This is a genomic window from Gallibacterium salpingitidis, assembly GCF_030517105.1.
In the GTDB taxonomy this organism is placed as follows: domain Bacteria; phylum Pseudomonadota; class Gammaproteobacteria; order Enterobacterales; family Pasteurellaceae; genus Gallibacterium; species Gallibacterium salpingitidis.
The window spans coordinates 2682237-2709072 of sequence record NZ_CP103875.1 but is presented as its reverse complement, the minus strand read 5'-3'; the positions used below and the strand labels follow the sequence as shown (position 1 = coordinate 2709072).

Annotated in this window: 25 protein-coding genes and 5 tRNA genes; 15 read left to right on the top strand and 15 right to left on the bottom strand. The window is 36.5% G+C overall.

Annotation, left to right across the window (positions count from 1 at the left end; all coding sequences use genetic code 11):
* Positions 1 to 8: 8 nt before the first annotated feature.
* Positions 9 to 1145 carry a radical SAM family heme chaperone HemW gene (hemW, locus tag NYR30_RS12900; protein ID WP_066108004.1) on the bottom strand — a complete coding sequence of 379 codons (1137 nt, stop codon included), beginning with the start codon at positions 1143 to 1145 and terminating at the stop codon, positions 9 to 11.
* The gene (locus NYR30_RS12895) at positions 1142 to 1735 is read right to left on the bottom strand and encodes an XTP/dITP diphosphatase (RefSeq protein WP_066108001.1); all 594 of its coding nucleotides are present in this window, start codon (positions 1733 to 1735) and stop codon (positions 1142 to 1144) included. Before NYR30_RS12895 ends, hemW begins: the two co-directional genes overlap by 4 nt.
* A 159-nt stretch (positions 1736 to 1894) precedes the next feature.
* Here NYR30_RS12895 and NYR30_RS12890 point away from each other — a divergent pair, with 159 nt between their 5' ends.
* The 6 genes from NYR30_RS12890 to NYR30_RS12865 all read left to right on the top strand — a co-directional run bounded on the left by NYR30_RS12890 (position 1895) and on the right by NYR30_RS12865 (position 8666).
* The gene (locus tag NYR30_RS12890) at positions 1895 to 2125 is read left to right on the top strand and encodes a hypothetical protein (RefSeq protein ID WP_302501318.1); all 231 of its coding nucleotides are present in this window, start codon (positions 1895 to 1897) and stop codon (positions 2123 to 2125) included.
* Between the two features lie 91 nt (positions 2126 to 2216).
* Positions 2217 to 4916: a type I restriction endonuclease subunit R gene (locus tag NYR30_RS12885; RefSeq protein WP_066107996.1), complete on the top strand. Its 2700-nt coding sequence runs from the start codon at positions 2217 to 2219 to the stop codon at positions 4914 to 4916.
* A 6-nt stretch (positions 4917 to 4922) separates the two neighbouring features.
* Positions 4923 to 6371: a type I restriction-modification system subunit M gene (locus tag NYR30_RS12880; RefSeq protein ID WP_066107994.1), complete on the top strand. Its 1449-nt coding sequence runs from the start codon at positions 4923 to 4925 to the stop codon at positions 6369 to 6371.
* Entirely contained in the window at positions 6371 to 6529 is a 159-nt protein-coding gene (locus tag NYR30_RS12875) for a hypothetical protein (RefSeq protein ID WP_302501317.1), read from the top strand. The genes NYR30_RS12880 and NYR30_RS12875 overlap by 1 nt, the downstream gene beginning before the upstream one ends.
* A 185-nt stretch (positions 6530 to 6714) precedes the next feature.
* Entirely contained in the window at positions 6715 to 7776 is a 1062-nt protein-coding gene (locus tag NYR30_RS12870) for a restriction endonuclease subunit S (RefSeq protein ID WP_302501316.1), read from the top strand.
* An 86-nt stretch (positions 7777 to 7862) separates the two neighbouring features.
* On the top strand, positions 7863 to 8666 hold the full coding sequence (locus NYR30_RS12865; RefSeq protein WP_066110405.1) for a tyrosine-type recombinase/integrase: 804 nt from the start codon (positions 7863 to 7865) through the stop codon (positions 8664 to 8666).
* A 39-nt stretch (positions 8667 to 8705) separates the two neighbouring features.
* On the opposite strand, the gene NYR30_RS12860 is transcribed toward NYR30_RS12865, so the two are convergent.
* On the bottom strand, positions 8706 to 10004 hold the full coding sequence (locus NYR30_RS12860; protein ID WP_066110403.1) for a restriction endonuclease subunit S: 1299 nt from the start codon (positions 10002 to 10004) through the stop codon (positions 8706 to 8708).
* A gap of 110 nt (positions 10005 to 10114) precedes the next feature.
* Here NYR30_RS12860 and NYR30_RS12855 point away from each other — a divergent pair, with 110 nt between their 5' ends.
* Positions 10115 to 10420, top strand: a complete 306-nt coding sequence (locus tag NYR30_RS12855; RefSeq protein WP_302501315.1) for a transposase — start codon at positions 10115 to 10117, stop codon at positions 10418 to 10420.
* A complete protein-coding gene (locus NYR30_RS12850; protein WP_302502490.1) occupies positions 10417 to 11253 on the top strand; it encodes an IS3 family transposase in 837 nt (278 codons plus the stop codon). The genes NYR30_RS12855 and NYR30_RS12850 overlap by 4 nt, the downstream gene beginning before the upstream one ends.
* 348 nt (positions 11254 to 11601) lie before the next feature.
* Here the strand turns inward: NYR30_RS12850 and speB are convergent, their stop codons facing one another.
* The 4 genes from speB to gltX form a co-directional block, all read right to left on the bottom strand.
* On the bottom strand, positions 11602 to 12522 hold the full coding sequence (gene speB / locus NYR30_RS12845) for an agmatinase (RefSeq protein WP_066109319.1): 921 nt from the start codon (positions 12520 to 12522) through the stop codon (positions 11602 to 11604).
* Between the two features lie 16 nt (positions 12523 to 12538).
* Positions 12539 to 14470: a biosynthetic arginine decarboxylase gene (gene speA, locus NYR30_RS12840; RefSeq protein WP_156536773.1), complete on the bottom strand. Its 1932-nt coding sequence runs from the start codon at positions 14468 to 14470 to the stop codon at positions 12539 to 12541.
* Between the two features lie 170 nt (positions 14471 to 14640).
* Positions 14641 to 14716, bottom strand: a tRNA-Ala gene (locus tag NYR30_RS12835).
* A 102-nt stretch (positions 14717 to 14818) separates the two neighbouring features.
* Entirely contained in the window at positions 14819 to 16270 is a 1452-nt protein-coding gene (gene gltX, locus NYR30_RS12830; RefSeq protein WP_302501314.1) for a glutamate--tRNA ligase, read from the bottom strand.
* Positions 16271 to 16449: 179 nt separating this feature from the next.
* Between gltX and NYR30_RS12825 the strand changes: the two genes are divergently transcribed.
* The 7 genes from NYR30_RS12825 to murQ all read left to right on the top strand — a co-directional run bounded on the left by NYR30_RS12825 (position 16450) and on the right by murQ (position 19799).
* Positions 16450 to 16525, top strand: a tRNA-Val gene (locus tag NYR30_RS12825).
* A gap of 19 nt (positions 16526 to 16544) precedes the next feature.
* Positions 16545 to 16620: transfer RNA gene (locus tag NYR30_RS12820), tRNA-Val, on the top strand.
* A 30-nt stretch (positions 16621 to 16650) separates the two neighbouring features.
* A tRNA-Val gene (locus tag NYR30_RS12815) sits at positions 16651 to 16726 on the top strand.
* Between the two features lie 29 nt (positions 16727 to 16755).
* Positions 16756 to 16831, top strand: a tRNA-Val gene (locus NYR30_RS12810).
* A 123-nt stretch (positions 16832 to 16954) separates the two neighbouring features.
* On the top strand, positions 16955 to 17734 hold the full coding sequence (locus NYR30_RS12805; RefSeq protein WP_302501313.1) for a glycosyltransferase family 32 protein: 780 nt from the start codon (positions 16955 to 16957) through the stop codon (positions 17732 to 17734).
* A 10-nt stretch (positions 17735 to 17744) separates the two neighbouring features.
* A complete protein-coding gene (locus tag NYR30_RS12800; RefSeq protein ID WP_302501311.1) occupies positions 17745 to 18860 on the top strand; it encodes an anhydro-N-acetylmuramic acid kinase in 1116 nt (371 codons plus the stop codon).
* Positions 18861 to 18875: 15 nt separating this feature from the next.
* Positions 18876 to 19799, top strand: coding sequence for an N-acetylmuramic acid 6-phosphate etherase (murQ, locus tag NYR30_RS12795; RefSeq protein ID WP_066422136.1), 924 nt, complete (start codon positions 18876 to 18878; stop codon positions 19797 to 19799).
* Between the two features lie 24 nt (positions 19800 to 19823).
* Here the strand turns inward: murQ and cgtA are convergent, their stop codons facing one another.
* From cgtA to NYR30_RS12755, 8 genes are all read right to left on the bottom strand, one after another.
* Positions 19824 to 20996 (bottom strand): Obg family GTPase CgtA, encoded by a 1173-nt coding sequence (gene cgtA / locus NYR30_RS12790; RefSeq protein ID WP_302501310.1) that lies wholly within the window; start codon positions 20994 to 20996, stop codon positions 19824 to 19826.
* Positions 20997 to 20998: 2 nt separating this feature from the next.
* Positions 20999 to 21952 carry a DMT family transporter gene (locus tag NYR30_RS12785; RefSeq protein ID WP_066114255.1) on the bottom strand — a complete coding sequence of 318 codons (954 nt, stop codon included), beginning with the start codon at positions 21950 to 21952 and terminating at the stop codon, positions 20999 to 21001.
* Positions 21953 to 22125: 173 nt separating this feature from the next.
* Positions 22126 to 22296: a 50S ribosomal protein L33 gene (rpmG, locus tag NYR30_RS12780; protein WP_066109341.1), complete on the bottom strand. Its 171-nt coding sequence runs from the start codon at positions 22294 to 22296 to the stop codon at positions 22126 to 22128.
* Positions 22297 to 22307: 11 nt separating this feature from the next.
* Positions 22308 to 22544 (bottom strand): 50S ribosomal protein L28, encoded by a 237-nt coding sequence (rpmB, locus tag NYR30_RS12775; protein ID WP_013746215.1) that lies wholly within the window; start codon positions 22542 to 22544, stop codon positions 22308 to 22310.
* A 220-nt stretch (positions 22545 to 22764) separates the two neighbouring features.
* Positions 22765 to 23286, bottom strand: a complete 522-nt coding sequence (locus tag NYR30_RS12770; protein WP_066114252.1) for a YgjV family protein — start codon at positions 23284 to 23286, stop codon at positions 22765 to 22767.
* A gap of 137 nt (positions 23287 to 23423) precedes the next feature.
* Complete coding sequence (locus NYR30_RS12765) at positions 23424 to 24764, bottom strand: MFS transporter (RefSeq protein ID WP_066114250.1); 1341 nt, start codon at positions 24762 to 24764, stop codon at positions 23424 to 23426.
* A 207-nt stretch (positions 24765 to 24971) separates the two neighbouring features.
* Positions 24972 to 26279 (bottom strand): TRAP transporter large permease, encoded by a 1308-nt coding sequence (locus NYR30_RS12760; RefSeq protein WP_066109350.1) that lies wholly within the window; start codon positions 26277 to 26279, stop codon positions 24972 to 24974.
* Between the two features lie 21 nt (positions 26280 to 26300).
* Positions 26301 to 26786, bottom strand: coding sequence for a TRAP transporter small permease (locus NYR30_RS12755; RefSeq protein ID WP_066114262.1), 486 nt, complete (start codon positions 26784 to 26786; stop codon positions 26301 to 26303).
* Between the last annotated feature and the right edge of the window lie 50 nt (positions 26787 to 26836).

Below are 26836 nucleotides of genomic sequence, written 5' to 3'. Positions count from 1 at the left end.
CCTTTAACTTATTCTGCCAAAAAAAGTGTAAGCAAATCATTCAGAAATAATTTGCCATGTTCAGTAATCTGCCAAGAATTTTTTCGCTCTACAATATAATCTTGTTTTACAGCCTCGTCTATTGGCTTTTCAATTGATGCAATAGAAAGTCCAGTAAAGTGAAGAAAATCTTCTTTTGGTACAGCCTCCAATAAACGGAAACGATTCATAAAAAACTCAAACGGACGATCTAATTCGCCTACTTCATGCTGTTGATAACGATAGTTACCTTGTAGATAACCTTTCGGGTGTTTTGTCTGAGAATAACGTACAATCTTTCCTTCAGGAAAACTAACTTTTCCATGTGCACCACACCCTATTGCCAAATAATCACCAAACCGCCAATAATTTAAATTATGTTCACATTGATAGCCTTGTTTCGCATAAGCAGAAGTTTCATACTGCTGATAGCCAGCCTGTGTTAATAGTTGATGCCCTTGTGCAAAAATTTCCCACAACATATCATCATCAGGCAACCGCGGCGGTTTACTGGCAAATAACGTATTTGGTTCAATCGTTAATTGATACCAAGAAAGATGTGGTGGTGAAAGTTCAATAGCTTGTTGTAAATCAGATAATGCTTGCTCTATGGTTTGATTAGGAAGTCCATGCATTAAATCTAAATTAAAACGAGAAAATTGTGCTGTTTTAGCAAGGTTTACTGCATATTTTGCTTCCGCACTATTATGAATTCGTCCTAACTGCTGCAACTTCTGATCATCAAAACTTTGGATTCCCATTGATAATCGAGTTACACCAGCCTGATGATAACCAACAAACCGCTCTGCTTCAGCTGTTCCAGGATTTGCCTCTAAAGTAATTTCAATACCATCGCGGAAAGCAATACGTTGTGAAATTTGTTGCAATAAATACGCGATACTTTCTGACGAAAATAGACTAGGCGTACCACCACCAATAAAAATAGAATGTAATTCTCGCCCTTGCACATAATCAAGCTGCTGATCTAAATCGGCTAATAAGTGTTGCAAATATTCTCGTTCTGGGATCGCCCCTTTTTGCGCGTGCGAATTAAAATCACAATATGGACACTTCTGCACACACCAAGGAATATGAATATAAAGGCTTAATGGAGGTAAAACGATCATCTTAATTTTTGTTGTAAGATTGCTAATGCTCTAGCACGATGTGAAACTTGTTGTTTTTCAGCCTTACTTAATTCCGCAAATGTTGCATTTTTTTCTGGATAGAAAAACAGTGCATCATAGCCAAAACCATTAGTGCCAATTTCTTCCGTTCCTATCATACCTTGGCATTCCCCTTCCGCAATAATCGGGAATGGATCAGTAGCAGAACGTAATAACACAATACAACTAACAAATTTTGCGGTACGCTGTTCCGTTGGAATAGTTGCTAATTCTGCTAATAATTTCGCCCGATTTTCTGCATCATCCGCCTCTTCTCCAGCATAACGAGCAGAATATAATCCCGGTGCACCACCTAACGCATCCACAACCAATCCAGAATCATCTGCAATCGCAGGTAAACCGCTCACTTTTGCTGCATGACGAGCTTTAAGCAACGCATTTTCAACAAAAGTTAAACCTGTTTCCTCTGGGCTCTCAATTCCTAATGCTGTTTGAGCAATGACTTCAAAGCCAAAATCAGCCAATACATTCGCCATTTCATTCACTTTGCCTTGATTACCTGTGGCAAGGACTATTTTTTGTTTTGTCATGGAATTCCTATAAAAATATTCTGGAAAAGATAAACGCACGCTAATACTTACAGCGTGCGTATTTTCTTAGTCAGTATAGATATTTAACAATTTTTCATCAATAGCTTATTATTTTAAGATAATAGATACCACAATGGAGAATAGCATTATCTTACGGTTGTGCTGAATTTACCCCTGCATCAAGTAATTGGTTGGCGATTGCAAAGAGAGCATAATACGAATTTAGTGGTAGAGGCATTAAATCATGTGATACTGATGACAACAAGGACAGATGGAATGATATTTCACTCAGACCAAATGAGTATTTATCGAAGTTATCCATTTACGCAATGTGTAAAACGTCATGGATTAGCACCCACTTTAGCAAAACAATCTATCAAAGACCGTTAAATTAGTGGATTACTAAAATTAACATTTATTCCCCCCACTTCCTTCTGATAATATTAGCTTATCAGAAGGGATAGCGATTAGAGTAAACGATATGAAACCAGAGGAAAAAGCACGAGTAAAAATCGATCAGATGTTTATTAATGCGGGCTGGAAAGTGGTTGATCGTAAAGATTACTCACCTAATATCAATGCTTGTGCAATTCGAGAGGGGCTTTTAAAGAAAAATATGGAAGCTGACTATTTGCTTTTTCTCGCAGGAAAAGCGATAGGCATTTTAGAAGCAAAAGCAGAATATATTGATGTTACCTCTGCTAAAGTTTGCGAGCAGGCAGCTAATTATGTGGTTAATGTCCCGAAGTATTATCAATCCTATTCCATTCCACTTCCTTTAATTTACCAATCTAACGGTCAGCTTGTGCTGTTTAAACGCAGTGATGGTAATGAATATGAATCTTTAAATCGGATACATTCACCCAAAGAAATTTGCAAGATGTTGGGCATCAACGATCCGTATGCTGGACTACCTTTTTTAGCAGAAAAAGGATTACGAAATTGCCAGTATGAAGCTATTTCGGCATTAGAGGAAAGTTTCCGCAATAACCATAAACGAGCTTTGATGGTGTTGGCGACAGGTGCAGGAAAAACCTATACAGCTTGTATGGCGGCTTATCGTTTATTAGCTTATACACCTGTTCGGCGAGTTTTATTTTTAGTTGATCGCAATAATCTCGGGCGACAAGCTGAGGCTGAGTTTGCGACATTCCGTTTAACTGAAAATGGCGAACCTTTTAATACTATTTTTAGCGTAGAAAGATTACGTTCTGCCAAAATACCCAATGCAAATGTGATAATTTCAACTATCCAACGTCTATTTTCTTTACTAAAAGGCGAGGACTTTGAGGATAATGACGAATATGAGGGTTATGCTAATGAGGATTGTGAGATTGTTATTCCTCAACATCCGCAACTTCCGCCTGATTTTTTTGATTTAATTATTATTGATGAATGTCATCGTTCAATTTATGGCAATTGGAAATCGGTTTTAGACTATTTCTCATCTGCTAATTTAATTGGTCTAACGGCGACACCACAGCCTGAAACGCTGGCATTTTTCAATAAGAATTGCGTAGTCAATTACACTTTAGAACAATCTATCATTGATGGCATTAATGTAGATAGTCGTATTTATCGAATAAAAACCGAAATCAGTGAAAATGGTGGTACGATTGCCAAAGGCGAAAAAGTTAGAGAGGAAATACGCTATACAGGTAAAGAAAAAACGATTTTTGCAGTAGAGGATAGGTCTTATACCAAAGAGGAATTAAACCGAAGTGTCGTTAATCCCGCACAAATTAGACTCGTTTTAGAAACTTATCGAGATGCGGTTTATAGCGAAATGTTTATTGATCCGCCTCGTGAGGCAGATTTTGATTATTTACCAAAAACATTAATTTTTGCGTTAAATGAACAGCACGCTACAAATATTGTTGAGATTGCTAAAGAGGTATTTAATCGAACGGACGATGATTTTGTTCAAAAAATTACCTATTCAGCAAAAGACAGTGATCAACTAATCAGAAATTTTCGCAATGATAAAAAATTTCGCATTGCGGTTACTTGTACACTGGTTGCCACAGGTACAGATATCAAGCCATTAGAAGTGTTATTGTTTATGCGTGATGTTGCCTCTGAAGCTTTGTATATTCAGATGAAAGGCAGAGGGGTTCGCACCATCAATGATGATCAACTTCGTACTGTCACACCAAATGCACATAGTAAAGATCACTTCTTTTTAGTTGATGCCGTTGGGGTAACGGAACACGAAAAAAATACTAAATCACTACAAAATAACCCAACAAATTCCGTTATTACGTTAAGTAAACTGCTGGAATTAATTACGCACGGCAATTTAAGTGATGAAAAGTTACATTTGCTTGCTTCTCGTCTATCTCGTATTGGCAATAAAAGTACGTCCAAACAAAGAAAAGAATTTATTGACTTGTCTGGCATAGATATGTTGGACTTAGCCAGAAATATTTTTAATGCTCTTGCGGATAAAACACTACCACCATATAAAGATATAAACGAGAGTAATACTGAACGCAAAGCGTTGGTTAGTAAATTGACTTACAACCCAAAAGCGAGAGAGTTACTCTTGATCTTAAACGCTGGATTTGTACATACTTTATTGAATGCCAATGATCAGCTTATTAGCAAAGGTTTTTCTATTGAGGAAGCCAAAAATACTACGACAGCATTTGAAAAATATTGTTTTGAACACAAAGATGAGATTGAAGCATTAAGGATTATTTATAATAATACAGGCGAACCTCTCTCTTATCTACTGTTAAGTGATCTTATCCAACAATTAAAACAAGCCAACAATCGCTTTAATTCACTACAATTATGGAATGCGTACGCCTTACAAAATTCCAATCAAGTTAAACCATTATCTAATAAAGATGAGTGTGAAGCCTTAACTAATATTATCCAACTCGTTCGTTACGCTTTCCAACAAATTTCGCAATTACAAAGCATTTATCCGATGGCACAAAGAATGTTTAATTTGTGGTATGGAAAGACTCAGCTACAACTTTCTGAACAACAAAAGGATGTTTTTCGTGTCGTTGTGAACTATATCGCCTCTAATGGTGCTTATTCATTTAGCGATCTGCGTGAGTACGATCAGATCAAAGCCGCACAATTAAGCCAAATCTGTGGCGATATAAAAAGTGCGAATGAAGCACTTTATTCACTTTCAAATTTCTTATTAACTAACTCAGCAGCATAAAATACTATGTCAAAAAATAATACGTCAAAAAAAATAACAAATAACGAAACCTCTTTAACCAAAAAAGTGTGGACATTAGCGACAACCTTGTCAGGACAGGGAATCGGCTTTACCGATTATATTACCCAGCTTACCTATTTGCTATTTTTAAAAATGGACGATGAAAATGAACGTCTTTTAGGTGAAAAATCAGCTATTCCACAAGGGTATCAATGGAAAGATTTAATTGAGTTAGACGGATTAGAGCTTATTTCACAATATGAAATTACACTAAAAAAATTGAGTGAAGAAGATAATCTTATCGGTACGATTTACACCAAAGCACAAAATAAAATTGATAAGCCTGTTTATCTAAAAAAAGTGATTTCATTGATTGACGAAGAACAATGGCTGGTAATGGACGGCGATCTAAAAGGGGCAATCTATGAAAGCATTTTAGAGAAAAATGGACAGGATAAAAAGAGCGGAGCAGGGCAATATTTTACCCCACGCTCGCTCATTCAAACCATTGTCGAAGTGGTACAACCTAGAATTACAGAAACTATCTGTGATCCAGCGTGTGGAACAGGCGGATTTTTATTAGCTGCGTATGACTATATGAAATCCCAGTCTCAAGATAAAGCTAAGCGAGATTTCTTACGTCATCAAGCGTTGCACGGTTTTGATAACACACCACTTGTTGTTACGCTTGCCTCAATGAACCTCTATTTAAGAGGAATTGGCACAGAACGTAGCCCAATTATATGTCAAGACTCATTAGAAAAAGCACCGACTGAGTTAGTTGATATTGTATTGGCAAATCCACCGTTTGGCACAAGACCATCGGGTTCAGTTGATATTAATCGAGATGATTTTTATGTAGAAACTAAAAATAATCAGCTCAATTTCCTGCAACACATTATGTTGAGTCTAAAAAATGGTGGACGTGCGGCGGTAGTGCTACCTGATAACGTTTTATTTGAAGGTGGCGCAGGGGAAGCAATCCGCAAAAAGCTCTTACAAGAGTTTGATCTACACACAATATTACGCCTACCTACTGGCATTTTTTATGCACAAGGCGTGAAAGCGAACGTGCTCTTTTTTAATAAAGGTACACCAACAGAAAATATTTGGTTTTTCGATTACCGCACTGATATTAAACATACTCTCGCGACAAACCCAATGCAACGTCATCATTTAGATGAATTTGTGCAATGTTATCACGCAGAAAATATCAATAAACGAACAGAAACTTATCACAATGAAAATAACCCAAATGGACGTTGGAGAAAGTATAGCGTAGAGGAAATTTTTGCAAGAGATAAAACGAGTCTTGACATTACTTGGATTAAGCAAATTGATGAAACAGAAAATCTCTCACTAGCCGAGTTAATGCTAACCATTAAAGACAAAAGCGAAGCGATTAGCCAATCAGCCGCACAATTACAAAAATTGCTAGCAGGGATCAAAGAATAATGGATACTAAAATTCTACGCCAAAAAATTCTTGATCTCGCTATTCGTGGTAAATTAGTGGAACAAGATCCAAATGACGAACCAGCTTCAGTATTGCTCGAACGTATTAAAGCCGAAAAAGAGCGATCACTTTCTGACAATAAAAAAAAGAAAAAGTAAGAAAGAAATTACTACAGATAAATCCCCTTATCAGAATGAGCCCCCTTTTGAACTGCCTAAGGGGTGGGTTTGGTGTAGGCTTGATGATATTGCATTTTACAAGAAAGGACCATTTGGTAGTAGTTTAACAAAATCAATGTTTGTTCCTAAAGCAAGTGATAATTACAAAGTTTATGAGCAGAAAAATGCTATCCAAAAAAAATGAAAATATAGGCGAATACTATATTACAAAAGAAAAATATGAGTCTTTAAAAGGGTTTGCAATAAAACCTTTTGATATTATTGTTAGTTGTGCAGGTACTATCGGAGAAACCTATGTATTATCTGAAAATGCACCAGTTGGAATTATTAATCAAGCGTTAATGCTAATTAGGCTTTTTGATAGAAATATTGAGGATTTTTATCTTATTTATTTTGATTTTATATTGAAAATAGAAGCATATAAAGAAAGTAAAGGGACGGCAATTAAAAATATTCCACCACTAGATATATTAAAAAACTTTAATTTTCCCCTTCCCCCACTAGCTGAACAACAACGCATAGTCAAAGAAGTTGAAAAATGGTTTGCGGTAATTGAGCAACTTGAAAAAGATAAAATTGACTTAGCACAAGCTATCAAACAAGCAAAAAGCAAAATCCTTGATCTTGCTATTCGAGGAAAGTTACTTGCACAAGATCCGAATGATGAGCCAGCAGAAAAGCTATTAAAACGCATTAATCCAAACTGGACGCCTATGGATAATTCACATTATCCGAAAATGCCTTTTGAACTGCCTAAGGGTTGGGCGGTTTGTGAATTCGATTCATTATTTAGTAATATTGCATCAACACCATTTCAGATTTACCAAAAAGATATTAATACAACAGGAAAATATCCTGTAATTAGCCAAAGTTCTAAACATATTGAAGGATATAGTAATAATAAAACAAAGCTGTTTTCTCAAGTATCAATTCCTATCATAATTTTTGGAGATCACACTAAAGTAGTTAAATTTGTTAATTTTCCTTTTATTGTAGGTGCAGATGGAGTAAAAATAATTACTTCTAAAATCAATCCTAAGTTTTCCTATTTTCTTATAATGAATGCAAGTAATAAAATAAAACATAAGGGTTATGCTAGACATTATAGTGATTTGAAAAATTTTTTGTTTTTGATTCCTTCTTTAAATGAACAACAACGCATAGTTGAGAAAATTGAGCAATTATTTTCAGAATTAGATCGCATACAAACAATGTTAGAAGTCTAAGATAGATTTTCCATTGTAGTTAATAAAATTTTATCGTTATTAATACGTTATGATTTATTTTCCTATTAACTACAATGGAATTTAAAATGGAAAACAACTTTAAACATTATCTACAAAAACAAAATCTCTCTGAAAATACTATAAGTTCTTATCTATGGACAATAAAGTATTTTTTTAAACATTATAATGAAATAAAACACGCTAACTTATTAGCTTATAAAGGTTATTTAATTGAAAATTTTAAACCTCAAACGGTTAATTTAAGATTGCAAGCTATTAATAAATATCTTGAATTTATAAAAAAAGATAAGTTAAAACTTAAATTTATTAAAGTTCAACAGAAAAATTTTATCGAAAATGTGATCAGCAACGCCGATTATCAATTTTTAAAATCCTCACTTAAAAAGGATAACTATATTGATTGGTATTTTGTTGTTTGGTTTATGACAGCAACAGGTGCAAGGGTCAGTGAGTTATTACAAATCAAAGCAGAACATTTACAGATTGGATACTTAGATATTTACTCTAAAGGCGGAAAAATCAGACGGTTATACATTCCAAAATGTTTACGTATAGAAGCCCTAGAATGGATAAAAAGAAAGCAAATTTCATCTGGTTATTTGTTTTTAAATCGCTATGGTTATCGCATTACAACACGAGGAATCGCAATACAACTTAAATATTTTGCTGAGAAATATAATCTAAATAAAAACGTGATTTATCCCCATTCTTTTCGTCATCGGTTTGCAAAAAATTTCTTAGAAAAATTTAATGATATTGCATTGCTAGCCGATTTAATGGGACACGAAAGTATCGAAACTACGCGTATTTATTTACGCCGTACCGCAAGCGAACAACAGCAATTAGTTGATCGTATTGTGGATTGGTAAAACTAATTTATAAGATCGGATTACATATCCGATCTTATATTACTTTAAATGATGTTGAATATTATCTAATTCGGTAAATAATATTTCTATTTTCTCAACTATACGTTGTTGCTCGGCTAGTGGGGGAAAGGGGAAAATCAATTTATTAATCGAATTTTGAGTAAAATGTTTGATGGTGACTCCACTACTAACATCATCAATCCATGATTTTTCTTTATAAAGCCATAGTACATAAAAATAAAACTCAGTTTTTATATTATTTTTAAATCTTACTCTATGCAGTGCATTCTGATAGTATATTTCTTTATCAAAATTACAAATTGCTGAACGACCAACATCTCCGCCTTCACAGATTAACAAATCGCCCTTTTTTACACGATATCTTTCTTTTTCGTGTTCTTCTAATCTCATTTTTTTTAAAAGAGATAAATCAATATGTCCCCATTTCACATTTACTGAGCATAAGTAGTCATAAAATTTACCAGTATTTTTGGATTTATCTAGTGTTTTACCTAATTCGTTTATAGAAACATCTTGTAATTTACACCAAACCCACCCCTTAGGCAGTTCAAAAGGCATTTTCGGATAATGTGAATTACCCATAGGTGTCCAGTTTGGATTAATGCGTTTTAATAGCTTCTCTGCTGGCTCGTCATTCGGATCTTGTGCAAGTAACTTTCCTCGAATAGCAAGATCAAGGATTTTGCTTTTTGCTTGTTTGATAGCTTGTGCTAAGTCAATTTTATCTTTTTCAAGTTGATCAATTACCGCAAACCATTTTTCAACTTCTTTGACTATGCGTTGTTGTTCGGCTAGTGGAGGAAGGGGTAGTAATATTTTTGCTAATTCTCTACTAGATAAACCTTGTAATCCTATTCCTTTACCGCCAATTAAATTTTTATTTTTATAATACATAAACACATAAAAAAAGAATGTGATATTGAGAGTATATTTTGGTCGTAATCTATGAATATGATTTTGTATACAAATAGAGTAATCGTAATTCCAAATTGCAGATCTACCTACATCTCCACCTTCACAAACGAGTAAATCACCTTTTCTTACAGTATATTTTTCCAATTCAGATGCTTTAAAAAACATTTTTTTTATATTTGTTAAATCAAAATGTCCCCAATAGAGATTAGAGGTGGTAATGTAATCAAGTAGCTCCCCCTCTCTATTTGCTGAATTTAGTGCTTTACCAGTATTATGCTGAAAAATGGAGCTTAAAGTAACAAATTGCCAATTATCGGGAACTTCAAAAAGTGGTTCATTCTCATAAGGGGATTTATGTATAGTGTTTTTGAGACAAAAAAAGCCTGTAGTAGTACAATCCAATGATTAAGGACATACGCAAATAAAATCCTTTTCCATCAGCTAAATTATATTCTTTGCTGGTGGGCTTTGCTTTTCCTATTTAGGTATTATCACAAAAAGAGGACAATTTAATGAGAAGAACATTTAGCCCAGAATATAAAGCTGCAGCAGTAAAATTGGTGACCGAACAAGGTTATTCCATCCCACAAGCGTGCTTGGAATTAGGGATAGGAGAAACGGCATTACGTCGTTGGGTAAAACAAGTACAAGCAGAACAACAAGGTTATGTATTACCAGGCAGCAAGCCTATATCTCCTGAACAACAACGCATACGGGAACTGGAGAAACGGATAAAAATACTCGAGGAGGACAAAGAAATCCTAAAAAAGGCTACAGCGATTTTTATGTCTCTCGACAACGTCGCTACCAAGCGATAAAGGCATTAAAATCGTATGGTATCAAACGGGTGTGTGCGTTGTTTGAGGTATCAGAAAGTGCCTATTATGCCCAGTTAAGACAGGGTAGCAAGCCAAACAAATATGGACGTTTATCATTAGAAATAAAGGCATTATTTGATGAAAGTCTAGGTTCAGCGGGTAAACGGACATTGAAAGCGAGATTACAGCATAAAGGGATTGAGGTAGGATTGGCGCTTATCCGTAAATTGATGAAGCAACAAGGCTTAGAGAGTAAACAACCGAAGAAACGTTATTCTTATCCATTTGCTGAGGGACAAACGATGCCATTTAATCATCTGTTAAACCGCCAATTTACTCCAGATTCCCAGACCACCGTATTGTGTGGTGATACAACCTATCTTAAGGTGAATGGAGAATGGCATTATCTTGCAGTTGTGCTGAATTTAGCTCATCGTCAAGTAGTCGGTTGGCGATTGCAAAGAGAGCATAATGCAGATTTAGTGGTAGAGGCATTAAATCATGCGATGCTAACGACAGCAAGGACAAAAGAGATGATATTTCATTCAGACCAAGGGAGTGTTTATCGGAATTATCCCTTTACGCAATGTGTGAAACGTCATGGATTAATCCAGAGTATGAGTCGTCGAGGTAATTGTTGGGATAATGCGCCGATGGAGCGTTGGTTTAGACGTTTTAAATATGAATGGATGTTAAAAGAGGGGTATGACTCGTTGTCGGCAGCGAAGGAGGACATTAAGAATTATGTATTTTATTATAATACCGTTCGTCCTCATGCTTACAATCAGGGATTACCACCCGTTTTAGCAAAACAACCTATCAGGGACTGTTAAATTAGTGGATCACTACAGTTGGTATAAATAGCACAGATTTGCCCTGTAAATTCTCTCCAGCAAAATCTAAAAACAGATCACTAACTCCTGCAAAATAGGAGCATAAAAAGAGCTTTTTCATTAGTTAGTTTCTCCTTTAAGAAGCTAAATTTAGAGATAAAAAATCTCATCAACTATCTGTCTTTATTATTTCTAATTTCACTACTGAAATAACCAATACAGGTTAAAAGATTATTTGTACAAATAATAGCACTATATAAATAAAGTACGTTTACTTTGATCCAACATAAGATAAACGTACTTTAAATGCTTAATTAAGAAAAAGGAAAATTGATACAATATGCCCTACTACAATTTACTTCCTTGCAAATACAACATTTCCAAGGCAATGGTTGCACCTGCTAACGCAGTAATATCAGATTGATCATAGGCTGGAGAAACTTCAACTACATCCATACCTACAATATTAACATCAGCTAAACCACGTAAGATTTTCAAGGCTTTATCCGTAGTTAAACCACCGCAAACTGGTGTTCCCGTACCAGGTGCATAGGCTGGATCTAAGCAATCAATATCAAAGGTTAAATAAACAGGTAGCTCTGTTCCCACTGTCTGTTTAATTCTTGCCACTACTTCAGCAACACTTAAATCATTGACTAACGGCGCGTCTAATACGGTGAAATCCAAATGGTGATCATATTCAGTACGAATACCAATTTGTACTGAATGTTTAGGATCAATTAAGCCTTCTTTAGGAGCGTGATAAAACATTGTACCGTGATCATATCGGCTACCATTCTCATAAGTATCGGTATGAGCATCAAAATGGATCATCGCTAACTTACCAAAATGTTTTGCATGCGCGCGCAATAATGGCAAAGTAATAAAATGATCACCACCCAAGGTTAAACAACGTTTTCCTGCTTGTAATAAAGAGGTTGTATGTGCTTCTAATTGCTCTACAAAATCTTGGTTGTCGCCATACGAATAAACAAGATCTCCGCAATCCACAATATTAAGCCGTTCACGTACATCAAAATTCCATGGAAAGCGACAATGTTCCCACGCTAAATTAACCGAAGCACGACGTATCGCTTCTGCGCCAAAGCGTGTACCCGAACGACCAGAAACAGAAGCATCAAAAGGAACACCTGTGATAACCCAATCGGCATCACTCTGTTGCGGCATAAAATTAACGGGTAAGCGTAGAAAACCAAAATTATTAGAAACTAATGAAATATCTTCTTTATGACCTAATGTATTAAACATATGATGCCCCTATGCGCTACTCTTCTTCCAAATAGGTGTAACCGTTCAACCCTTCTTCTAATTCTTTTAAGAATTGCAAGGCTTCTGATGCAGGTAAAGTTGAATGCTCTATTTGCTCACGATAACGTGCAATTAATTGCTTCGGATCTAAGTAAACATAATGCAGCATATCCGCTACCGTATTGCCTGCATCATGTGCCAATACTTTCACTGCACCTTGTTCATCTAACACTATATCAATAGTCGTAGTGTCGCCAAATAGGTTGTGCATATTACCTAAAATTTCTTGATAAGCCCCTACCATAAAGAAACCAACTAATGGTGGGTTATCTACAGAATAATTCGGCATCGGCATTGTAGTGGTAATACCATCGCCATCAATATAATGATCAATCGTACCATCGGAATCACAAGTAATATCCAACAATACCGCACGACGGCTGACTGGCTCATTTAATTGTGTTAATGGGCAAACTGGAAACAGTTGATCGATTCCCCACGCATCAGGTAATGATTGGAACAAAGAGAAATTAACATAGAGTTTGTCTGCAAAACGCTCTTGTAATTCATCAATAATAGTACGATGTGAGCGATGGCGTTCACTAAATAATTCGCCAACTTCATGACAAATATTTAAATATAATTGCTCTGCCCAAGCTCGTTGCTCTAAATTAATTAACCCAACATTGTATTGATTATGCACATCAGAAAGGTCAAATTGGCTTTCGTGAATCCAACTGCGCAAAGAACGTTTTTCACGTGATGATAAAATATCTGTCCACGTTTCCCACATACTATGCAAGACTCGAGGATCATTTTCTTTTGGTGCTGATAATTCCGTTGGTAAATACCGTTCAACCCCGATTACGTTGGATACCAATACTGCGTGATGCGCCGTTACTGCACGACCTGATTCAGTAATAATCGTTGGATGAGGCAAATTATGTTCACGACACGCTTGCCCAATTCCCCAAACAACAGTTTCTGCATATTCACGTAAGCCGTAATTTACAGAGCAATCTGATTCGGTACGATTACCATCATAATCAACACCTAGACCACCACCGACATCAAAACATTGAATATTAACGCCTAAACGATGTAACTCAACGTAAAAACGTGCGCTTTCACGAACACCTGTCGCCACATCACGAATATTGCCGAGTTGAGAACCTAAATGGAAATGTAATAATTGCAAACAATCTAAACTGGATTGCTCTTTTAATAAATTAACTAACTCTAATACTTGCGACGCAGACAAGCCAAATTTTGATTTTTCACCACCTGATGATTGCCATTTTCCTGAGCCTTGCGATGCTAACCTTGCACGTACCCCCAAACGAGGACGCACATTCAATTTCTTTGACTCTTCTAACACTAAGAAAATCTCAGAAATTTTCTCAATCACCAAATAGACTTTATGTCCTAGTTTTTCTCCCATTAAAGCAAAACGGATATACTCACGATCCTTATACCCATTACAGACAATCACAGTCTTTGTCTGACCAGCATGTGCTAGTACTGCCATTAATTCAGCTTTAGAGCCTGCCTCTAATCCGAGCGGCTGTCCTGAAGTAATTAAAGATTCAATAATACGACGATATTGATTTACTTTGATTGGGTACACCAAAAAGTAATTTCCCTCATAACCGAACTCCTCTCTTGCTTGTGCAAAAGCAGCATTAATAGAACGTAATCGGTGTTGAATAATTTGAGGAAAACAAAACAGAGTAGGCAGTCGTGCGCCTTGTTGTTGCATTTGTTCAGCTAATTTAGCTAACGACACTTTATTGGTTGGTTTTTCAGGATTAGGGCAAACATAAATTTCACCATTCTCATCCACATTGTAATAATTCATTCCCCAATAATTAATATTGCAGGCTTCACGAATAGTATCAGCGTTACTTGAAACAGCTTGAAGTTTAGGATTGAGGACAGTTTTTTCCACTGATTTAAGGCTCCTTATTTTGATAAAAAAGCTAACGGCTATTGAGATAGTCGGACCAAAAATAGAATTGCAAGAATAAAGCAAAAGTATTAGCAATGCTAGCAGTGATTAAGCATTAGCAATGAAAAATTATGTTGATTAGTGAAAGGGAAATTTAAATAAGATTGAAGTGGTGGAGATAATCGGGATCGAACCGACGACCTCTTGAATGCCATTCAAGCGCTCTCCCAACTGAGCTATATCCCCACAAGATAGGTCGCTGCTAATATTAATTGTCGCAGTTACTGATGTCAATGTAATTTAGCCAAAAAGCGAGAGGCCTCCACTTTTTGGCTAACTATTAAACACCTATTGGGCTGATGCTACTTTATTTTCAATAAACTCAATAGCTTGTCGAATTCTAGTTAAGCAGCGATCACGACCGATTAATTGCATCGTAATATCCAAAGATGGTGATTGACCAGCACCTGTTACTGCAACACGTAATGGCATACCTACTTTACCCATTCCTACTTCAAGTTCTGCAGCAGTATCTTCAATTTGTTGATGGATAGCGTGTCCGTCCCATTCTGGTAATGCGCGTAATTTCTCTAATACCTTTTGTAATGGTTCGATTGCAGCAGCTTTAAAATGTTTCTTCACTGCAGCTTCATCAAATTCACTGAAATCCTCAAAGAAATAACGACTCGCTGCAGCCATCTCTTTTAATGTTTTGCAACGTTCACCTAATGCTTTGACAATTTCAGTTAATGCTGGACCATTCTCTGTATTGATTTGTTGATCCTGCATATGCCATTCAAGATAACTCGCCACTTTTTCTGCCGGTAACTCACGAATGTAATGGTGATTCAACCATAATAATTTTTCCGTATTAAATGCACTTGCAGAGCGACTTACGCCATGAATATCGAAATATTCAATCATTTCCTCAATTGAGAAAACTTCTTGATCGCCATGTCCCCAACCTAAACGAACTAGGTAATTTAATAACGCTTCTGGCAAATATCCCTCATCACGATATTGCATTACGCTAACCGCACCATGGCGTTTTGAGAGTTTTTGCCCATCATCACCTAAAATCATCGAAACGTGAGCATATTGCGGAATTGGTGCATTTAATGCTTTTAAAATATTAATTTGACGTGGGGTATTGTTAATATGATCTTCACCACGAATAACATGCGTAATTCCCATATCCCAATCATCAACCACCACACAGAAATTGTAAGTTGGTGAACCATCAGTACGGCGGATAATTAAATCATCTAATTCGCCGTTACTAATTTCAATTTTGCCACGTACTGCATCTTCAAAAATAACTGAACCTTCCGTTGGATTTTTAAAACGCACCACATGAGGTTCACTTGGGTCATGACTATGATCGTGTAAGCAATGGCGATCATAACGTGGTTTTTCTTTATGTTTTTCTTGTTCTTCACGCAATGCTTCTAAACGTTCTTTGCTACAGTAACAACGATATGCCAACCCTTGTTCTAACATTTGATCAATGACTTCATTATAACGGTCAAAACGTTTGGTTTGATAATATGGCCCATGTTCCCAAGAAAGCCCTAACCACGCCATACTATCTAAAATAGCATCTGTTGCTTGCTGCGTTGAACGCTCCAAATCAGTATCTTCAATACGTAATACAAATTCACCTTGATTATGTTTTGCATACAACCAAGAATAAAGTGCTGTTCTCGCACCACCAACATGTAGATAACCAGTTGGACTTGGTGCAAAACGAGTACGCACTTTCACATTAGGATCTAAATTAAATAAACTTTTGATTTCCATTGAACTTGCCTATTCTTCTTAATTAATGTCAAAAAAACGCGCTCATTTTACTACGAGTTAGCGATATTCTTAACAAAAAGTTCGGATTTATGCTTACTTTTACAACAATTAATGCCAAAGCGACAAAAAGCGATTGACTGACCATAAATTATAATTATAATGCGTCGAACACAAAATGTGGGCGATTAGCTCAGTTGGGAGAGCACCTCCCTTACAAGGAGGGGGTCACTGGTTCGAGACCGGTATCGCCCACCATATTTTGTTTTTGTCATAAGGGCGATTAGCTCAGTTGGGAGAGCACCTCCCTTACAAGGAGGGGGTCACTGGTTCGAGACCGGTATCGCCCACCACTTATGACAATCACCCAAAATTAACAATGTGGGCGATTAGCTCAGTTGGGAGAGCACCTCCCTTACAAGGAGGGGGTCACTGGTTCGAGACCGGTATCGCCCACCATATTGTTAATAGCAACGAATAGATCATTCGGGCGATTAGCTCAGTTGGGAGAGCACCTCCCTTACAAGGAGGGGGTCACTGGTTCGAGACCGGTATCGCCCACCAATACCTGTTACTTTCACTCTCTATTCATAGCTTTTTTATTGCCTATCTTTTTATTGTAATTACCTTAATTCGTTGATATAAATATCAAAATTTTTCATCTTTAAAATTATTGGTGGATTTCCTATGAAATTTCAAAACATTCTTATTATTATTTCTAATACATTGGAACGTTTATTAGGTAACACTATTAAAACTCTCAGTTATCCTTTCCATTTTATTTTCCCACATAAACGTTTTACTATTCCTGAATTTAGTCCTGCATTAATTAAATCAAATACTTCTCAATGTATTCCTAGAACAATTTGGCAAACGAATTATAGTAATAAAGTCAGCTTACCTGTGTATTGTAATTATTTATTTAATAGACTTTTATCATTAAATTATGACTACCGTTATGTAAGTACAGAGCAAAGAGAAATTTTTATTAAAGAAAATTCAGATCAACGAATTTTTGACGCTTATTCCAAGCTGACTGATGGTGCAGCTCAGGCTGATTTCTGGCGAATTTTCACTTTATATAAAGAAGGTGGTATTTACATTGATATTGATGGTCAACTCGTATGGAACCTTAGTAGTATTATTAAAGAAAATGATACTGAAGTGCTTATTAAACGTCGAAACCTTTATACTAATTTCTTTATGGCAAGTAAAAAAGAGAATGACTTTCTAAAGCAAACTCTTGACATTATTATTGATAATATTGAAAAACGTAAGATTGATGGTGGTGTATTTCAGTTAACAGGTCCTACTTGTTTGAATAAAGCTTTAGAAGGAAAGTCTGTAAACTTTCGTAGAGATAAACTAACTTGCATACAGGGGACATTTACTAATGAATATTTTCAATATATTGATAAAAAATTAGGGAAATGGAATCATGTAAAAAATGAGGATTTATTAAAATAAGGACTTACTCATGACTCATTCGCTGTATATTGGAATAATGTCAGGAACGAGCCTAGATGGCATTGATACCACTGTAGTAGATTTCTCAGTTATGCCACCAAAAATTGTCGCTAAACAATTTACAGCAATGCCTGAACAGCTACGTCAGCAACTGGCACAATTAATGCAAGGGCAGACAACATTACAACAATTAGGTGAAATCGAACAGCAACTTACATTACTCTACGCCAAGCAAGTCAACACTATCCTTGACACTCATCAGATTCCCGCAATGCAAATTCAAGCAATTGGTTGTCATGGACAAACCATTTGGCACTCACCACAAGGCAATTACCCTTTCACGATGCAACTTGTTGATGGCAATTTATTAGCGGCATGTACTGGGATTACCTCAATCACCGATTTTCGTCGTAAAGATATGGCATATGGTGGACAAGGTGCTCCTTTAGTCCCTGCTTTTCATCACGCTCTTTTCTCAAAATCTGATAGTTTTACAGTAGTATTGAATATTGGTGGTATCAGTAATATCACTGTACTCCCGCCAGATGATTCAATCTCTGGCTATGATACTGGTCCAGGAAACACATTATTGGATAATTGGATCCAACGACAACAAGGCAAACACTTCGATAATAATGGGGAGTGGGCAAGCAAAGGTTCAATCAACCAAGCTTTATTAACACATTGCTTAAATGAAGCCTATTTTTCTCAACAACCACCAAAAAGCACAGGCAGAGAGTTATTCAATTTAACGTGGCTAGACACTAAATTAGCGTTACTTCCTGTAATTAAACCTGTCGATGTGCAAGCCACTTTACTTGAACTCACTGCTCAATCAATTGCTCAACAATTACCAGAAATCACTACAGATCTGACCTATCAACTATTGGTTTGCGGTGGTGGTGCAAGAAATCAACTTTTAATGCAACGTTTACAAAAGCTACTACCTCAATGGCAAGTTCTCACTACCGATCACTATGGAATTGATATTGATTTTGTTGAAGCAGCTGCTTTTGCATGGTTGGCTTATCAAACAATGCAGCACAGACCAAGCAATGTTCCAGCAGTAACAGGAGCATCACAACCTGCTATTTTAGGTGCTATTCATTTAGCTGATATTTTTTAGTTTTAGGATTCCGCTATGTCATCTCTTACACAAACTCTCGACAAACTGACTTCCGAACAACGCAACTCAAACTCAATGTTATTGGATCATTTATCTTCATTAGAAATCGTGCAATTAATGAATCAAGAAGATCAACAAGTTGCGTTGGCTATTCAATCCCAATTACCACAAATTGCTAATGCCATTGATCATATTGTGGCGGCCTTTCAGCAAGGTGGGCGTTTGATTTATCAAGGCGCTGGTACGAGTGGACGGCTCGGTATTTTAGATGCTTCTGAATGTCCGCCAACATTTGGCGTACCCGCAACGCAAGTTGTTGGTATTATCTCTGGCGGTGATCGTGCTATCCGTCAAGCAGTCGAAAATGCGGAAGATAATGCAGAAATGGGAAAAAGTGACTTACAGCAACTCCAGTTATCAAGCAAAGATGTACTGGTCGGTTTAGCTGTTAGTGGTAGAACGCCTTATGTCTTAGGTGGTTTGCAATATGCTAAACAAATTGGTGCATTTACAATTGCAATTAGTTGTAATCCAAATTCAGCAATGGCTGAAATTGCTGATATTGCAATTACACCAGTAGTAGGTGCTGAGATCCTAACTGGCTCCTCTCGCTTAAAAGCCGGTACAGCGCAAAAAATGGTACTCAATATGCTTTCTACTGCCAGTATGGTGCAAACAGGTAAGTGTTATCAGAACTTAATGGTCAATGTACAAGCAACCAATGAAAAATTGCGTTATCGTGCCATCAAAATCGTGATGCAAGCGACTGATTGTGATCAAGATACTGCCGCTCACTATTTACAATTAGCTGATAACCAAGCGAAATTAGCAATTATGATGATTTTAGGCGGTTTATCTCGCCCACAAGCAGAACAACTATTACAACAACATCAAGGTAAGCTTGCTTCAGCGTTACAACAAACAAAAACGGCGGAATAAATCCGCCGCTTATCATTCTAATTTTTAAGGTTTATAGATGATCTCTACACCCTCTTCATCTTCTTCTGACCAGTCATCATCCCAATCATCGTCATCTTCAATAATTTCAGCATCTGCCAATTGTTGTTGATGGTAATCTTCCCATTTAAATTTCACTTCTTCATTTTCAGGAACAACTGCTTTCTCACGTGGATTTGCTTCAATGAAATCCATCACATCCCGAACCAAATCAGGCACATTCTTACCTGTTGCCGCAGAAATCAAATAGTACTCCTCTTCCCAACCGATACGTTCTGCAATCTCAGCTGCACGTTGTTGTGCTTCTTCTTCATCCATCGTATCAATCTTATTGAATACCAACCAACGTGGTTTTTCTGCTAATTTTTCACTATATTGGAAAAGCTCAGTTTCAATAATCGCAATATTATCAGCAGGATCGCTTTCATCGATTGGTAAAATATCCACTAAATGGATCAATACTCGACAACGTTCCAAATGCTTAAGGAAACGTGTTCCTAGCCCAGCGCCTTCGGAAGCTCCCTCGATCAATCCTGGAATATCCGCAACAACAAAGCTACGATTTGCATCTACTTTTACTACCCCTAAACTTGGTACTAATGTGGTAAATGGGTAATCAGCCACTTTTGGTTTAGCCGCAGATACTGCACGAATAAAGGTTGATTTTCCTGCATTTGGCAAACCTAACATTCCTACATCAGCAAGAAGCATCAACTCTAACTGTAAATCACGTTTTTCACCCGGAGTACCATTCGTTTTTTGGCGAGGCGCACGATTCACCGAAGATTTAAAACGGGTATTACCAAGTCCATGATAACCCCCCTTTGCAACCAATAATTTCATATTGTGTTCAGTTAAATCTCCCACAATTTCCTTAGTATCATTATCGATTGCACGTGTTCCAACTGGTACTCGCAAAGTAATATCATTACCTCTATGCCCAGTACAATTTGAACTACGACCATTTTCACCACGTCCAGCAGCAAAACGTTTCTCAAAGCGGTAATCTACTAATGTATTTAAATTTTCATCTGCAATTAAATAGACATCACCACCATCACCGCCATCACCGCCATCTGGACCACCTTTAGGAATATATTTTTCACGGCGAAAGCTAACGCAGCCATTACCACCGTCACCAGCTTCTACTCTAATTAATGCTTCATCAATAAATTTCATAATTATTTATCTCCTATGACGTCAAACCGACGTGTCTTAATTAATTTATGTCCTGCTGCTGAACACAAAGCACCTAATACCACAATAAATGCACCAACATAAGCTAAAAAATTTAAATTTGATGCTGCAACGGTATCAGGAAAAGTACGATGAAATATTTCCACAAACAAGATAGTAAACAATGGGGTTAATGTAATAATTGAGCTTACTTTTGCTACTTCCCAACGATTTAATGCTTCTGCATAAGCACCATACGCAACTAATGTATTTAAACAGCAATAAACCAAACATAATCCAGTAGTCCAATTCAAGCCTGATAGGCTCGAGGGTTGGCTAAATGGTGTAAAAATTAACGCAGCTCCAATATAAAAAATTAATAAAATTTGCTGTGAACTAAAACGGCGTAATAATAACTTTTGCGCAATTGCATAAGATACCCAAATAATTGCTGCAGATACGCACAGCAAAACCCCTTTTGTATAGGCTGTTAAGCTAGTAAATAATTCGACTAAACGTTCATTAAAAAAAGTCAGTAAGCCAACAAATAATAATGTAGCACCTAGTTTTTGATTCCAACTAAGTCTTTCTTTAAAGATAAGGACTCCAGCCAACATCATAAAGAAAGGGGAAACTTGCCCCAATACTTGTGATACTGACGGATTAATATATTCTAATGAAGTATTAAAAAGGATAAAGTTAACCGCTAACCCCATACAACCAACTAAGGTAATCCAACGAAAACGCTGGTTAAAAGCGACTTTTATTTTCGGCAACTTACCTGTCATCATTAGAATAATCGCTAATCCTAACATTGCGATTAAAAAGCGCAGCCACACAATGGTATAGCTATCTAATACTGTTAATACACGCTGTAAAGCAAGCGGCAGAGATCCCCAACAAATCGCTGTCGTTAATGCCAATAGAAAACCAGATAATGGTCGTTCAGCTTGCCTCATTATTTTTCCTTTGGTTAATGACGTTATCGTTCAGAATACTACCGTTTTCTTTCTGACTCAATTCAGGAAATATTATTAACCTATTTCACCAAATAATAGATAAAAAACTGCACCCATCAGCAAAACCGTTGGGTGCAGTTATCAATTAAAAGAATTGTGTTATAAAAAAACGATTACTTAATTTTCGCTTCTTTATAAATAACATGCTTACGAACAACTGGATCATATTTTTTGATTTCCATTTTTTCTGGCATGTTACGTTTATTTTTAGTTGTAGTGTAAAAATGACCTGTTTCAGCTGTAGAAACTAGTCTAATTTTTTCACGAGCACCTTTTGCTGCCATTTTTCAGCTCCTTAGATTTTTTCGCCTTTAGCACGAAGATCAGCTAAAACTGCATCGATGCCTTTTTTATCAATAATACGCATACCTTTCGCTGTTAAGCGTAAAGTAACGAAACGGTTTTCACTTTCAACCCAGAAACGGTGAGTGTGAAGATTTGGTAAAAAACGACGACGAGTTGCGTTCATTGCGTGTGAACGATTGTTACCAACTGCCGGACGTTTGCCTGTTACTTGACAGACTCTGGACATTTGTAATTCTCCAATAATTAACTAAAGCTTAAGCTCTACGGTTCGGATTACCAACATTCTAATTGGTTTAGATTTGTTAGCTACCTCGTCAGGTATGAAACCCGACCCGCTACTAACTATATTAAAGGTCGTGGATTATACTCACTTTATCTTGATTTCTCAAGCCTGATCATCAAAATAGATCGCTAAAAAACTGAATATTTTCTCTACCTTTCTTTGATTAAGATACTAATTGTTGTTTTTCTCTATTTTGTAATACTAAGCGCAAAATAGTGATTGAGTTCATCACAATTACTGTTGATTCTAGCAAAATACCGCCATAAGAACCGACTAAAATATTATTTGTTAGCCAACATCCTGATCCCATTAACATTAACACTCTCATCGGAATCCCTTTTAAGAGAAATAATGAAATGGTGCCAATAGTTGTGCCTAAAATCGGGAAAAATTGCCAAATCGAATCCGCTACGACATAGCCAAACGTAATACCAATAATGACAAAAAATAGTGCCACATATTTGGAAGAAACATAAATCGCAGTAGCAGTCCGACAGGCAGACAATAACGAACTCAATGCCGAAACATACGATCCCAATAAAATAAAGTGTGTCATATAAACTAAATTTTGGATTAACATCACCGCCTTTAGTTTTTTATCATTACGTTGATAAAAAGAGAGCACACCTAATATAAATGCGGCAATTCCTAATAATTGCGGCAAATTAAATAATTGTTCAAACATAACATCAATCTTAATTTCTATTACTCCTTTAACCTACATCGTGCACATTCTTGTAAAGAAAAAGCTAAAAAACGAAATATCTTTTAGCTTTTTATCATAACCCAACTAAATTTATATACTTTTCATTTTGCTATGTTTTACATCGCATCCCGTTCATCGTATAAATCACGATCTTTAGTTTCTATTGTTACATATGTTGTATAAACATTAATTAACATTAATAAACTCATAAAGATAGCTACAGCAACCCAACCACCTAAATAAGCAAGAATAATAGACGCTAACATTGGTACCAATCCACCACCAATTGCTCCAATTTCACGTGCTAAGGTTAATGCGCTATATCTATATCTAGATCCAAAAATTTCTGGTAATTGTGGGCTTTGTACTCCCATTGCACCTTCTGCAGGGAACCAGAAACAAAATACCATTACTAAGCCAATCAAAATTGGTGAGCCTGTATTGACCATCGTGAAAGCCAAAATTGGGAAAATGCACATAATGACGGCATAGATTAGTCCGGCTTTGCGACGCCCAATTTTATCTGATAACCAACCACCAAATAAACCACCGATAATTCCTATAGTTGCCCCAATCGCCGTCGCAGTAGAGAAAATAGGTCCGCCATCAGCACGTACATAATTTACAATGTATCCACCTAAAAAGGCTTGATACATAAATGAATGACCGACACATGGGAAAGTAAAACCAAAGATACGCAACATATTTTTCTTTGATTTTTGCCACGCTTCCACAATTGGCGCTGCACGTTTTGCTCTTTCCTTAAATTCTTTTTGTTTATCTAAGAAGACTGGCGATTCATGTAATTTTAAGCGCATCCAAATCGCAAACATTGTAACAAAGATAGTAAGCAAGAAAGGAATGCGCCAACCCCACGCAGTCAAATCTTCTCGACTTAAACTAGTAAGCACAACTGTCCAAACTAAACCACCTACTACCGTACCCGCACTAGCGCCAGCCCAGACAAAACTTGCAGTAATACCTCGTTTTCCAATTGGTGCAATCTCGGTTAAATAAGTCGTCCCAGAAGTATATTCAGCACCAACGGCTGCACCCTGAACACAACGACATAAAACCAATAAAATTGGTGCCCAAATTCCTATCGCACTATAAGATGGAATTAAACCGATACAAAATGTTGCTAATCCCATCAACATTACTGTCATTGAGAGCACCCATTTTCTACCATAAATTTCACCTAGATGAGAAAAAATCACACCACCGATCGGGCGTACCAAAAAGCCTACGCCATAAATACCAAAAGCAGAAATTAGTGCAATTTTAGGATCTGTATTCGGAAAAAAAACTTGCCCAAAACATAATGCAGAAGCTAAAGAAAATAGTGTCATTTCCATTTGGTCAAGTGACGTACCAATTGCTGCTCCTATCTTCGCCCGAGTCAATTGTCTTTTAAATTCTGTATCTTCCGATCCAGACAATACTTGTGTTGCATTCATAGTGCTCTCCTAAGATATAAAACTAAGTTATATATTAGAAATACCGTATTAGTGGTTATATCCCTCAACTACTAAAATCGCTTTCTAACGTATGACGAATGCTCAAATCTCATTACCCAACATATCTAGTTTTTATTTCACAAACCTGTATTAATTTTAAAAAGGTAGATCAGATGGTTATACATCTCATCTACCCTTTTTTATCACTTATTTCACTAATCCCATTAATTCTGGTACAGACATCGAAATTGCTGGGATATAAGTCACTAACATCAAAGTGACGAAAATTGCAAAGAAGAATGGCAATAACGTTTTAATCACTTGTTCAATCTCAACATTACCAACCTTACAACCAGTAAAGAGAATCGGTCCTACTGGCGGTGTAATCGTTCCCAATGACAAATTAAATACTAATAAGATCCCGAACTGCACTGGGCTCATACCCAATGAAGTACAAATCGGTAAGAAGATCGGTGTAAAAATTAATACCGCAGGTGTTGGATCCATAAAGGTACCAACAAGCAACAGAATAATGTTAATAATTAATAAGATCAGAATTGGATTATCGGTAACAGATAATAATCCTGAAGCAATCATATTCGGAATCTGGGTAAATGCCATAACCCATGACATTACAGAAGAAGTTGCCAACATAAAGATTACGATCGCAGACATTTTTGCTGTTTGTAAGAAAATTTGCGGCAACATTTTAAATGAGAGCGTTCTATAACAAACACTTAATATTAAGGAATAGACAACAGCAATTGCTGATGCTTCTGTCGCTGTAAATACTCCAGCTAAAATACCACCAATCACAATCAATACTAAAGAGAGGCTAGGAATAGCAGCTAATGTGACCTTTAGACTTTCTGCACAAGTAATCTTTGTTCTTGCAACATAGCCACGTTTTTTCGCCATAAACCCAGCAATAATCATCACTGCGATACCCCACAAGATACCTGGCAAATAACCCGCCATAAATAATGCAGAAACAGAGACACTACCAGCCACTGTTGCATACACAATTACAGTATTACTTGGTGGAATCAACATTCCTGTCGGTGCTGATGCGATATTTACTGCCGCACTATAACGTGGATCATATCCTTCCTTTTTCTCAATTGGCGTCATAATGCCACCAACAGCAGCCGCCGATGCCACTCCAGAACCACTGATTGAACCAAATAGCATATTGGAAATGATCGTTGTTTGAGCAAGTGATCCTGGTAAAAAACTACTAAAAATCTTCGCAAAATTGATCAAACGAATAGCGATACCACCACTATTCATAATATTGCCAGCCAAAATAAAAAATGGGATGGCGAGTAAAGCAAAAGAATCTAAACCAACAAAAATACGTTGTGCTGAAGTCACCATACCGCCTTGAAATGGCAAAATAGATAACATTGCAGCAACAGATGAAACGCCAACACTAATACTAATCGGTGCGCCTATCACCAATAAAAACACTGTGCCAACAAGCATAATTAACGCGGCGGTTGTAGCTAAGTCCATAGTAAATTTCCTCTATGAAAATCATTTATCTGCACGCTGATAAAATTTCATTAAATTAAAAATCGAATAAAACACAATAATTCCACCACTAATTGGAATTGCTGAATAAATCACTCCAATAGGAATTTGTAATGCTGAATCTAATTGGAACATCTGCTTAATAGTTGCGCTATAACCACCAATAATCATCACACCAATACCAAAAGCAGCAATCGCAATTTCTGAAATAGAATTAGCAACAAGTTGTAATTTTGGCGAAAGTTTATTTTTCAAAAACGCAATTTCCATATGTTCTCTTAAACCAAAAACATAAGCACCAGCAAATAAAATCAGCCACACAAAGAGATAACGAGATAAAACTTCACTAACTGCACTTGGACTATTAAACACGTAACGAGAAACGACTTGATAAGTAATCAATACTGTCATCAAGCCAACAATAAAAATACAGATCCCTTCAATAATCTTATCGAGAACTTTTTTAATTAAACATAAAACACTAAACACCACACACCTCCACGCACCATACCAACAAATAAAGATAGGCGAACCGACTC

Bases quoted from the DNA above. Each gene is read 5' to 3' on its own strand.
- hemW (WP_066108004.1), bottom strand. From the start codon at position 1,145: ATGATCGTTTTACCTCCATTAAGCCTTTATATTCATATTCCTTGGTGT.
- NYR30_RS12895 (WP_066108001.1), bottom strand. From the start codon at position 1,735: ATGACAAAACAAAAAATAGTCCTTGCCACAGGTAATCAAGGCAAAGTG.
- NYR30_RS12885 (WP_066107996.1), top strand. From the start codon at position 2,217: ATGAAACCAGAGGAAAAAGCACGAGTAAAAATCGATCAGATGTTTATT.
- NYR30_RS12880 (WP_066107994.1), top strand. From the start codon at position 4,923: ATGTCAAAAAATAATACGTCAAAAAAAATAACAAATAACGAAACCTCT.
- NYR30_RS12875 (WP_302501317.1), top strand. From the start codon at position 6,371: ATGGATACTAAAATTCTACGCCAAAAAATTCTTGATCTCGCTATTCGT.
- NYR30_RS12870 (WP_302501316.1), top strand. From the start codon at position 6,715: ATGCTATCCAAAAAAAATGAAAATATAGGCGAATACTATATTACAAAA.
- NYR30_RS12865 (WP_066110405.1), top strand. From the start codon at position 7,863: ATGGAAAACAACTTTAAACATTATCTACAAAAACAAAATCTCTCTGAA.
- NYR30_RS12855 (WP_302501315.1), top strand. From the start codon at position 10,115: ATGAGAAGAACATTTAGCCCAGAATATAAAGCTGCAGCAGTAAAATTG.
- speB (WP_066109319.1), bottom strand. From the start codon at position 12,522: ATGTTTAATACATTAGGTCATAAAGAAGATATTTCATTAGTTTCTAAT.
- gltX (WP_302501314.1), bottom strand. From the start codon at position 16,270: ATGGAAATCAAAAGTTTATTTAATTTAGATCCTAATGTGAAAGTGCGT.
- NYR30_RS12805 (WP_302501313.1), top strand. From the start codon at position 16,955: ATGAAATTTCAAAACATTCTTATTATTATTTCTAATACATTGGAACGT.
- NYR30_RS12800 (WP_302501311.1), top strand. From the start codon at position 17,745: ATGACTCATTCGCTGTATATTGGAATAATGTCAGGAACGAGCCTAGAT.
- murQ (WP_066422136.1), top strand. From the start codon at position 18,876: ATGTCATCTCTTACACAAACTCTCGACAAACTGACTTCCGAACAACGC.
- cgtA (WP_302501310.1), bottom strand. From the start codon at position 20,996: ATGAAATTTATTGATGAAGCATTAATTAGAGTAGAAGCTGGTGACGGT.
- NYR30_RS12785 (WP_066114255.1), bottom strand. From the start codon at position 21,952: ATGAGGCAAGCTGAACGACCATTATCTGGTTTTCTATTGGCATTAACG.
- rpmG (WP_066109341.1), bottom strand. From the start codon at position 22,296: ATGGCAGCAAAAGGTGCTCGTGAAAAAATTAGACTAGTTTCTACAGCT.
- rpmB (WP_013746215.1), bottom strand. From the start codon at position 22,544: ATGTCCAGAGTCTGTCAAGTAACAGGCAAACGTCCGGCAGTTGGTAAC.
- NYR30_RS12770 (WP_066114252.1), bottom strand. From the start codon at position 23,286: ATGTTTGAACAATTATTTAATTTGCCGCAATTATTAGGAATTGCCGCA.
- NYR30_RS12765 (WP_066114250.1), bottom strand. From the start codon at position 24,764: ATGAATGCAACACAAGTATTGTCTGGATCGGAAGATACAGAATTTAAA.
- NYR30_RS12760 (WP_066109350.1), bottom strand. From the start codon at position 26,279: ATGGACTTAGCTACAACCGCCGCGTTAATTATGCTTGTTGGCACAGTG.